General features: G+C 65.7%; 11 protein-coding genes and 1 pseudogene. 7 read left to right on the top strand and 5 right to left on the bottom strand.

The annotated features are described in order from the left end of the window. The 5 genes and pseudogenes from QMX83_RS18290 to QMX83_RS18270 all read right to left on the bottom strand — a co-directional run. Window positions 1–226, bottom strand: a pseudogene (locus QMX83_RS18290) (DUF2058 domain-containing protein); the annotation flags it as partial. Window positions 227–239: 13 nt separating this feature from the next. Continuing rightward, complete coding sequence (locus tag QMX83_RS18285; RefSeq protein WP_282298066.1) at window positions 240–479, bottom strand: SlyX family protein; 240 nt, start codon at window positions 477–479, stop codon at window positions 240–242. Then, on the bottom strand, window positions 472–1,821 hold the full coding sequence (locus QMX83_RS18280) for a UDP-glucose/GDP-mannose dehydrogenase family protein (RefSeq protein WP_282298065.1): 1,350 nt from the start codon (window positions 1,819–1,821) through the stop codon (window positions 472–474). The genes QMX83_RS18285 and QMX83_RS18280 overlap by 8 nt, the downstream gene beginning before the upstream one ends. Before the next feature lie 21 nt (window positions 1,822–1,842). Beyond that, a complete protein-coding gene (locus tag QMX83_RS18275) occupies window positions 1,843–2,823 on the bottom strand; it encodes an FKBP-type peptidyl-prolyl cis-trans isomerase (protein ID WP_282298064.1) in 981 nt (326 codons plus the stop codon). Window positions 2,824–2,907: 84 nt separating this feature from the next. Then, window positions 2,908–3,444, bottom strand: a complete 537-nt coding sequence (locus tag QMX83_RS18270; protein ID WP_282298067.1) for a glutathione peroxidase — start codon at window positions 3,442–3,444, stop codon at window positions 2,908–2,910. 315 nt (window positions 3,445–3,759) lie between these two features. Here QMX83_RS18270 and QMX83_RS18265 point away from each other — a divergent pair, with 315 nt between their 5' ends. From QMX83_RS18265 to QMX83_RS18235, 7 genes are all read left to right on the top strand, one after another. Further along, window positions 3,760–4,011, top strand: coding sequence for a hypothetical protein (locus QMX83_RS18265; RefSeq protein ID WP_282298063.1), 252 nt, complete (start codon window positions 3,760–3,762; stop codon window positions 4,009–4,011). Window positions 4,012–4,014: 3 nt separating this feature from the next. Beyond that, window positions 4,015–4,377, top strand: a complete 363-nt coding sequence (locus QMX83_RS18260; protein ID WP_125362006.1) for a GntR family transcriptional regulator — start codon at window positions 4,015–4,017, stop codon at window positions 4,375–4,377. Beyond that, window positions 4,374–5,249, top strand: coding sequence for an ABC transporter ATP-binding protein (locus QMX83_RS18255; protein ID WP_282298062.1), 876 nt, complete (start codon window positions 4,374–4,376; stop codon window positions 5,247–5,249). The genes QMX83_RS18260 and QMX83_RS18255 overlap by 4 nt, the downstream gene beginning before the upstream one ends. Further along, window positions 5,246–6,274, top strand: a complete 1,029-nt coding sequence (locus QMX83_RS18250) for a hypothetical protein (protein ID WP_282298061.1) — start codon at window positions 5,246–5,248, stop codon at window positions 6,272–6,274. Before QMX83_RS18255 ends, QMX83_RS18250 begins: the two co-directional genes overlap by 4 nt. A 27-nt stretch (window positions 6,275–6,301) precedes the next feature. Beyond that, window positions 6,302–7,186 carry a DUF4097 family beta strand repeat-containing protein gene (locus QMX83_RS18245; protein WP_282298060.1) on the top strand — a complete coding sequence of 295 codons (885 nt, stop codon included), beginning with the start codon at window positions 6,302–6,304 and terminating at the stop codon, window positions 7,184–7,186. A 20-nt stretch (window positions 7,187–7,206) separates the two neighbouring features. Next, window positions 7,207–7,785 (top strand): DUF2884 family protein, encoded by a 579-nt coding sequence (locus QMX83_RS18240; protein ID WP_282298059.1) that lies wholly within the window; start codon window positions 7,207–7,209, stop codon window positions 7,783–7,785. Window positions 7,786–7,873: 88 nt separating this feature from the next. After that, window positions 7,874–8,299: a hypothetical protein gene (locus QMX83_RS18235; protein ID WP_282298058.1), complete on the top strand. Its 426-nt coding sequence runs from the start codon at window positions 7,874–7,876 to the stop codon at window positions 8,297–8,299. Window positions 8,300–8,493 lie beyond the last annotated feature (194 nt).

Below are 8,493 nucleotides of genomic sequence, written 5' to 3'. Positions count from 1 at the left end.
GGCCGTTGCCGTGCGGCCGGCCCTTGCCGGGTGCGCCGCGGCGCGGGTCGCCGTCACGGACCTGGCGCGGACCCTCACCGGGCTTGCCGGCAGGACGCGCGCCCTGCGGCTTGCCGCCTGGGCGGCTGTCGCGACGGGCGTCAGGTTTGCGCTCGGGTTTGCGTTCGGGCTGCGGCGCGGACTTGAAGCCCAGGCCGAGCAGCTGGTCGCGGAGGGTATCGCTCATGATGTTGGGTCGATCAGTAGTGCGGGGGCGGTGGTTCTTCGCCCGGATCGGAGTACAGCGCGTTTCGGACCTTGCCCAGGTCTTCCAGCAGCAGTTTGGTGAGTTCGGCGTTGCGGTTGCCCTCGATACGGGCATCGGCGAGCGCTTCGCTCAGTTCAGCCAGCGCCTGTTCCTGGAAGGACACGCGCATTTCCAGCTCGATCAGGCGCGCTTCCAGCGCCTGCTCGCGTTCGGTCGGAGTGGACTCATGCATGCAACGAACGTCCCCGGCCAATGCCGTAGTAGGCCACACCCGCCGCTTCGATTTCCTGCGGGTCGTACAGATTGCGGCCGTCGAAGACCACCGCGTCCTTCAGCTTTTCGCGCAGCAGGGCGAAATCCGGGCTGCGGAACTGCTTCCACTCGGTCACCACCACCAGCGCATCGGCACCTTCCAGTGCTTCGTTGGCGCTGTCGCAGAAGACCAGATCAGCGCGTTCGCCGAAGATGCGTTGTGCTTCGTGGGTGGCTTCCGGGTCGTAGGCGCGCACCGTGGCACCGCCCTCCCACAGCTGGGCCAGCAGCCGGCGGCTGGAGGCTTCGCGCATGTCATCGGTGTTCGGCTTGAAGGCCAGGCCCCACACCGCAAAGGTACGGCCGCGCACGCCTTCGTCCTCGCCACGGTCGTAGTGGCGCTGGATCAGTTCAAACAGGTGTCCCTTCTGCGCATCGTTGACCGCTTCGACCGCATTGAGCAGCTTGGGCTCATGCCCGTACTGCTGCGCGGTGCGAGCCAGCGCCTGCACGTCCTTGGGGAAGCACGAACCGCCGTAGCCGGCACCGGGGTAGATGAAGTGCCAGCCGATACGCGGGTCCGAGCCGATACCCTGGCGGACCTGCTCGACGTCGGCACCCACGCGTTCGGCGATGTTGGCGATTTCGTTCATGAACGAGATCTTGGTCGCCAGCATCGCATTGGCCGCGTACTTGGTCAGTTCGGCCGAACGCACGTCCATCTCGACCACGCGGTCGTGGTTGCGGTTGAACGGCGCATACAGGCGGCGCATCAGCGCCACCGAGTCAGGATTGGACGCACCCACCACGATGCGGTCGGGCCGCATGCAGTCGGCGACCGCGTCGCCTTCCTTGAGGAATTCCGGGTTGGATACCACGTCGAACGCGATATCCGCCCCGCGGGCAGCCAGCACTTCCGCGATGGCCGCGCGCACCTTGTCGGCCGTGCCTACCGGCACGGTCGACTTGTTGACCACCACGGTCGGCACCTGCATGTGCTGGCCGATCGTGCGGGCGACCGCCAGCACGTACTGCAGGTCGGCACTGCCGTCTTCATCGGGCGGCGTACCGACCGCGATGAAGACGACCTGGCCATGCGCGATGGCAGCGGCAGCGTCGGTGGTGAAGGCCAGCCGCGAAGCGGCATGGTTGGCCTTGACCATGGGTTCCAGGCCCGGCTCGTAGATCGGGATGATGCCCTGGTTGAGGCCGTCCACCTTGGCCTGGTCGATGTCGACACAGACCACCTGGTGACCGACATCGGCCAGGCAGGTGCCCGTGACCAGCCCGACATAGCCGGTACCGAAAATCGCGACGCGCATGTCCGTGATGGCTCCGTTCCCTTACGGCAGGATGGTGAGCAGCTCGACGTCGAAGGTCAGCGTCGCGTTCGGGCCGATCGGGCCACCCTGCGTGCCGGCTTCACCGTAGGCCAGCTCGCCCGGGATCCAGAAGCGGTACTTGGAACCCACCGGCATCAGCGCCACGCCTTCGGTCCAGCCCTTGATCACCTGGTCCAGGCCGAACTCGGCCGGGGTGCCACGCTGGTAGCTGCTGTCGAACACGGTGCCGTCAAGCAGCTTGCCTTCGTAGTTCACGCGGACCTTGCTGGTCGGCATCGGGCGTTCGCCCGAACCCGGACGCAGCACCTGGTACTGCAGGCCCGAGGCGGTGGTGACCACGCCCGGCTGGGTCTTGTTCTTGTTCAGGAAGGCATTGCCTTCGGTGCGGTTGACACCGGCCTGGGCGGCAGCCTTGGCCTGCATTTCCGCCTGCTTGGCGGCCATGAAGCCTTCCAGCGTCGACTTGGCCTGGTCGGCGGTCATCTTCGGCGTGCCCTTGCTGAAGCTGGTGGAGATGGCGTCGAACAGCGCGGCCAGTTCCAGGTCATCCTTCAGTGCGGCCAGCGACGGACCCACAGCGTAGCTGCCCAGCATCAGGCCGACCTTCTCGCGGTCCACCTTCGGCGCGGCGGTGCCCGGGGCCTGGCCCGGAACCGGCTGGCCGGACTTGACGGCCATGGCCATGCGCAGCGCCTGGTCGGTCTTCTGGGCTTCTTCCTGGCTGATCAGCGGCTGCTTGCCGGCGAAGGCGTTTTCAACGCCACGGCGCAGTGCCGCCAGATCGATTTCGTCAGCGATCGGGGCGAAGGAATTGGCCACATCCAGACCAATGGCGTAGCTGAGCTTTTCTTTCTGGGAGGTCAAAACAGAGGTCTCCTTGGCGGCCGGGGCGGCAGCCGGTTGTTGCGACATCGCGGCACCGGAGGTGCCCATCGCCAGAATCAGAACCGACGCCGCGGCGCCACGCATTCCCATCTTCATTTGCTGCATTCCTGGAAGTGACTGGGCGCCGACGTCGGCGCGAAAAGAAGCATTGTCGCACGCACGTGCGAGATGTCGAGAAAATCAGCGCTTGGCGGGCGTGACCGACAGCTCATGTTCGATCGCCTTGACCAGCGCGGCATCGTCCGGCTTCACCTTGCTGGGGAACTGCGCGACCACGCGACCGTCTCTGGACACCAGATATTTGTGGAAGTTCCAGCCCGGGGCGACGCCGGTCGCGGCGGTCAGTCGCTGATACAGCGGGGTGGCGTTGTCGCCGGTGACCTCCACCTTCTGGAACATCGGGAACTTCACCCCATAGGTCAGGGTGCAGAATTCCTGGATCTGCTCCTCGTTGCCCGGTTCCTGGCCCTTGAAGTCGTTGGACGGGAAGCCCAGCACCGAGAACCCGCGCGCGGCATATTTCTTCTGCAGCGCCTCCAGGCCTTCGTACTGCGGGGTGAAGCCACACTTGCTGGCGGTATTGACGACCAGCAGCACCTTGCCGCCGTACTGCTTCTGCAGGTTCACCTCGCCCTTGCCCGCCAGCGGGCGGTAGCTCAGGTCCAGCAGGTCCGCCGCCTGGGCCGCGCCACTCAGCAGCAGGCCGGACAACAGCACGGCAACGGTCCAGCGCGCGGCGCGGGACGGGGACGACACGGGGTGGCACGGGCGCATCGGGAAACTCCGGACTGAGGGGCGCTGCGGACTATACCACCGGGGGTTTTTGCGCCATGTGGCTGCACATCACTGAATGCACGCCCAGCAGAAACACCCCAGCCGCGCGGCCACACCCCTATATTTTTCAATAAGTTGCATTGCTCATTCAGCGTGTGTCACACCCCTGCCATCAGTTGGGGTGTGTCGCAACTTGCACTCCGGCGTATCGGTGTTATAGTTGTATACAACACCAGTCACCTGATGCAGGGGAAGCACATGAACCGCATGCGCCACCACTCCGCCAAAGCCCTCACAGCCGCGTCCGCGCTGCTGCTGATCGGCTGGTTCAGCATCCCCGCGGGTGACCGAGGCGGCGCGTCCGCCACCGGTGCGTTTGAAGGCCCGCAGGACGCCGAGGTCATCCAGGCAGGGAACGCCAACGGCGCCCCCACGCCTCCCCGCCGGCTGCACAGCTCCCTGTCCATGCCTTACTTCTCATTCGCACAGTCGCTGAACCCACGGAGCTGACTCATGAGCGATATTCAATGGAGCGATGGCGCTCCGATCTACCGTCAGCTGAAGGAGCGCGTCATCGCCATGATGCTCGACAGCATCATCAAACCCGGCGATGCCCTGCCCTCGGTACGGCAGGTCGCCGCCGAGTACCAGCTCAACCCCATCACCGTTTCGCGCGCTTACCAGGAGCTGGCCGACGAAGGCCTGGTCGAGAAGCGCCGCGGTCTGGGCATGTTCATGACCGAAGAAGCGGCCACCCAGCTGCGCAGCAGCGAACGTGACCGTTTCCTCAATGAAGAATGGCCGCTGGTCCTGGAGCGCATCCAGCGCCTGGGCCTGCACCTCGACGATCTGCTGCCCAAAGGGACTTCCTCATGAATGCCGTTGCATCCGAAGCCGTCATCACCGGCCAGGGCCTCCGCAAGGCCTATAAACAGACGGTGGCGCTGGACACCCCCAGCCTCACCATTGCTCCCGGCCGCATCACCGGCCTGATCGGTCCCAACGGGGCCGGCAAGACCACCCTGCTCAAGGCCCTGCTCGGCCTGACCACGGTCGAGGGCAAGCTGCGCGTGCTCGGGCTGGACCCGGCGGTGCAGCGCAACGCACTGATGAATGACGTGTGCTTCATCGCCGACGTGGCCGTGCTGCCGCGCTGGATGAAGGTCCGCGAAGCGATCGACTTCGTCGCCGGCGTCCACCCCCGTTTCGACCGCGCCCGCTGCGAGCGCTTCCTGTCCACTACCAAGCTGCAGCCGCGCCAGCGCGTGCGCGAACTGTCCAAGGGCATGATCGTGCAGCTGCACCTGGCCCTGGTGATGGCCATCGACGCCAAGGTGCTGGTGCTGGACGAACCCACCCTGGGCCTGGACATCCTGTATCGCAAGGAGTTCTACCAGCGCCTGCTGGAAGACTACTTCGACGAGCAGAAGACCATCATCGTCACCACCCACCAGGTGGAAGAAATCGAGCACATCCTCACCGACGTGATGTTCATCCGCGACGGCCGCATCGTGCTCACCGCCGACATGGAAGACATCGGCGAGCGCTATACCGAGGTGCTGGTCTCGGCTGAAACCGCCGACACCGCCCGTGCCCTGCAGCCGATCGACGAGCGCCAGCTGCCGTTCGGCAAGACCGTGATGCTGTTCGACGGCGTCCCGCGCAACCAGCTCATCCCCCTCGGCGAAGTCCGCAGCCCCGGCCTGGCGGACCTGTTCGTGGCCATCATGAAGGGTACCTACGCATGAACACCGTCCACCACCCGATCAGCAAGGCAAGCACTTTCGGCTGGCTGCTCAAGCGCGAGTACTGGGAAAACCGGGGCGGCTTCCTGTGGGCCCCGCTGATCGCGGGCGCGATCTCGCTGCTGATGAGCCTCATCGGCATCCTGCTGGGCCTGTGGGGCCTGAATCGCGCTGCCCGCAACGGCAGCCTGCACATCGACAATGAAAACATCAGCATCAACGGCCTGGACCTGAAGCTGCTCACCCAGCGGATGGACGCCCAGGGCATGGCCGACCTCGGCAACGCGCTGGACTTCACCCTGCTGCTCGGCTCGCTGTGGCCGTTCGTGGTGCTGGCCTTCGTGGTGTTCTTCTACTGCCTGGGTGCGCTGTACGACGACCGCCGCGACCGCAGCATCCTGTTCTGGAAGTCGCTGCCGCTGTCGGACACCCAGACCGTGCTGTCCAAGCTGGTCAGCGCACTGGTGGTCGCCCCGGTCATCGCGGTGATCGCCTCGATCCTGACCATGTTCGGTTTCATGCTGATCCTGTCGTGCGTGGCGCTGGCCTATGGCGGCAACCCGATGACCCTGATCTGGGGCCCGGCCAGCCCGTTGTCGCTGGTCGCCAGCCACCTGTCCTGGTTGCCGGTCTATGTGTTGTGGGGCCTGCCCACCGCCGGCTGGCTGCTGATGTGGTCGGCCTGGGCCAAGTCCAAGCCGTTCCTGTGGGGCGTGATGCTGCCGATCTTCGCCGGCATCATCGTCGCCACCACCAAGGTGATGCAGCTGTTCGACCTGACCAGCGGCTGGTTCTGGCAGCACATCGTGGGCCGCCTGCTGCTGGGCACCCTGCCGGGCAGCGACGTGTTCTACCGCATGGACCAGCTGCGCGCTGTCATCAGTGACCGCGACAACCTGGTCACCGCGCTGGCCCCGGTCAACCAGCTGGCGGCGCTGAAGCTGCCGGAGCTGTGGATCGGCGCGGCATTCGGCGTGCTGTTCATCATCATCGCGATCCGCCTGCGCCGCCGCGCCGGCGAAATCTGACCCTTCCCTGCTACGAGGAACCTGCTCATGATCCGCACGTTCGCTGTTGCTTCGCTGCTGTTGCTGCCCCTTGTTGCGTTGGCCGATGAACCGCAGTGCCAGCACAGCGAACCACGCGCGCTCAAGCTGGACGTGGCCGGTGCCAAGGCCGTCGTGTTCCAGGTCAACCAGCATGACCTGGTGCTGCAGGCGGGCCCGGGCACGGCCGAACTCAGCGGCCGCGCCTGTGCCTCGCGGGCCGACCTGCTCAAGGACCTGGTGGTCACCCAGAGCAAGGAAGGCGGCAAGCTCATCGTGAAGCTGGAGCGGGTCAACCCGGGCATTTCGATCCTGAGCGGCAACCAGTACGCCTACCTGGACCTGCGCGGCACCATTCCGGACAACGTGCTGGTCCAGCTGAAGGTGGGCTCGGGTGACGTCAGCGTCACCGGGGCGCATTCGCTGAGTGCCGACGTGGGCTCGGGCGACGTGGATCTGCGTGCGATCAAGGGGCCGGTGACCGCGGCGATCGGCTCGGGCGACGTGGAGCTTGACGGGGCGGGTTCGCTGAACCTGCTGCAGATCGGCTCCGGCGACTTCACCGCCCGCAACATCGGCGGCGCGGCCAAGGTCGGCAATGTCGGCTCCGGTGACGTGAAGCTGCACGACGTGGCCGGCAATGTGGACGTCGGCACGGTCGGCTCGGGTGACATCGACCTGCAGCGCGTCAAGGGCAGCGTCACCCTGGCCGGCATCGGCTCGGGTGACTTCGAGGCACGCCAGGTCGGCGGCAGCGTGAAGGTGGAACGTCACGGTTCCGGCGATGTCACCGTGCGCGATGTGGGCAGTGACTTCACCGTGGGCAGCAGCGGCAGCGGCGACATCAACCACAGCAACGTCAGCGGCCGGGTGCAGTTGTCGCGCGGCAAGTAACCCTTACCAGGATCACCACCATGAATACCCGAGTTCTGTTGTCTTCGCTCCTGCTGTGCCTGCCACTGGCCGCCTGCGGCAATGGCGACGTCAACAACACCACCAACAAGGCGTTGGCTGAAACGGAGACCATCGGCGAGAAGGTGCAGGCCGCGACCGACAAGGCCCGCGACAAGCTGGCCAAAGGCAACATCAGCATCTCCGACGAGACGAACAACAAGGCCGAGATCACCCCGGAAGGCGACTTCCTGATCAACGGCAAGGCGGTGACCATCGACGCGCAACAGCGTGCGCTGCTGCTGGACTACCGCAAGCAGGTGGAAAAGCTGGCCGGTGCCGGCATGGACATCGGCGTGGCCGGCGCGCAGCTGGGCGTGCAGGCGGCCGGCGAGGCGCTGCGCGGCGTGTTCTCGGGCAATACCGAGGGCATCGAGGCCAAGGTGAACGCGGAGGCAGAGAAGATCAAGGAGCAGGCCCAGACCTTGTGCAAGCTGCTGCCGGAGATGATGGCCAAGCAGCAGGCGCTGGCGGCGGTGCTGCCGGCGTTCAAGCCCTACGCCACCATGGACCAGAACGACATCGACGACTGCCACGCCTGAGCAGGCGTTGCGACGATCGGTCGCGGGGGCGGCATCGCCACGGGGGGAGGACTAGAATGGTCCTCCCCCTTTTTGTTGCCGCACCGCCATGAAGAAGCTCTGCCTGCTGCTGTTTGCCCTGTTCTGCGTGGTCGCCACTGGCTGCGACCAGGACTACCGCAACCACCGCGCCGAGCGCAGCAAGCCGAAGATCACGGTCAGCGACGGCATGGTGACGGTGCGCCGTGCGCCGGCCCCGAACATCATCGTGCTGCCGAACGGGCACATGAAGGTGGACGAGATCGAAATTCCGCTGGATGAAAGCCAGCATGCACTCCTGCAGAACATGTTCGGCCAGCTGCAAGTACTGCGCCAGAACACCCTCGTGGACGCCCCCCACGACCCGGACATGCGCGCGGTCAAGATCCAGGTTCCGCCGGGCATGCAGCCCATCCCCGCCGACCTCACCACCCGCATCCCCGAGTTCAAGGGCTACACCGAGACCTTCGACAACCTGATGGCGGATCGTCGCTGAGTCGATGATCTACGTAGAGCCGGGCTCTGCCCGGCTGCTGTTGGATTCAGGCGAACAGCCTTGGGTTCACGGTATCCCTGGGTTGGCGGATCGGGATGGGCGTTCCGGGGGACGGCGCAAGTACGTCCCTGTAGCCTCAGTCGCCGCATCCATGCGGCTCATGCCCCCTCCAGCCCACCCCGACCCGCCACGAC

Origin of the sequence: Stenotrophomonas sp. PS02289, from assembly GCF_029960115.1 — a bacterium.
Lineage (GTDB): Bacteria > Pseudomonadota > Gammaproteobacteria > Xanthomonadales > Xanthomonadaceae > Stenotrophomonas.
The sequence above is the reverse complement of the archived record's forward strand: the minus strand, read 5'-3'. Positions and strand labels throughout refer to the sequence as shown.

Bases quoted from the DNA above. Each gene is read 5' to 3' on its own strand.
- QMX83_RS18285 (WP_282298066.1), bottom strand. From the start codon at position 479: ATGCATGAGTCCACTCCGACCGAACGCGAGCAGGCGCTGGAAGCGCGC.
- QMX83_RS18280 (WP_282298065.1), bottom strand. From the start codon at position 1,821: ATGCGCGTCGCGATTTTCGGTACCGGCTATGTCGGGCTGGTCACGGGC.
- QMX83_RS18275 (WP_282298064.1), bottom strand. From the start codon at position 2,823: ATGAAGATGGGAATGCGTGGCGCCGCGGCGTCGGTTCTGATTCTGGCG.
- QMX83_RS18265 (WP_282298063.1), top strand. From the start codon at position 3,760: ATGAACCGCATGCGCCACCACTCCGCCAAAGCCCTCACAGCCGCGTCC.
- QMX83_RS18260 (WP_125362006.1), top strand. From the start codon at position 4,015: ATGAGCGATATTCAATGGAGCGATGGCGCTCCGATCTACCGTCAGCTG.
- QMX83_RS18255 (WP_282298062.1), top strand. From the start codon at position 4,374: ATGAATGCCGTTGCATCCGAAGCCGTCATCACCGGCCAGGGCCTCCGC.
- QMX83_RS18250 (WP_282298061.1), top strand. From the start codon at position 5,246: ATGAACACCGTCCACCACCCGATCAGCAAGGCAAGCACTTTCGGCTGG.
- QMX83_RS18245 (WP_282298060.1), top strand. From the start codon at position 6,302: ATGATCCGCACGTTCGCTGTTGCTTCGCTGCTGTTGCTGCCCCTTGTT.
- QMX83_RS18240 (WP_282298059.1), top strand. From the start codon at position 7,207: ATGAATACCCGAGTTCTGTTGTCTTCGCTCCTGCTGTGCCTGCCACTG.
- QMX83_RS18235 (WP_282298058.1), top strand. From the start codon at position 7,874: ATGAAGAAGCTCTGCCTGCTGCTGTTTGCCCTGTTCTGCGTGGTCGCC.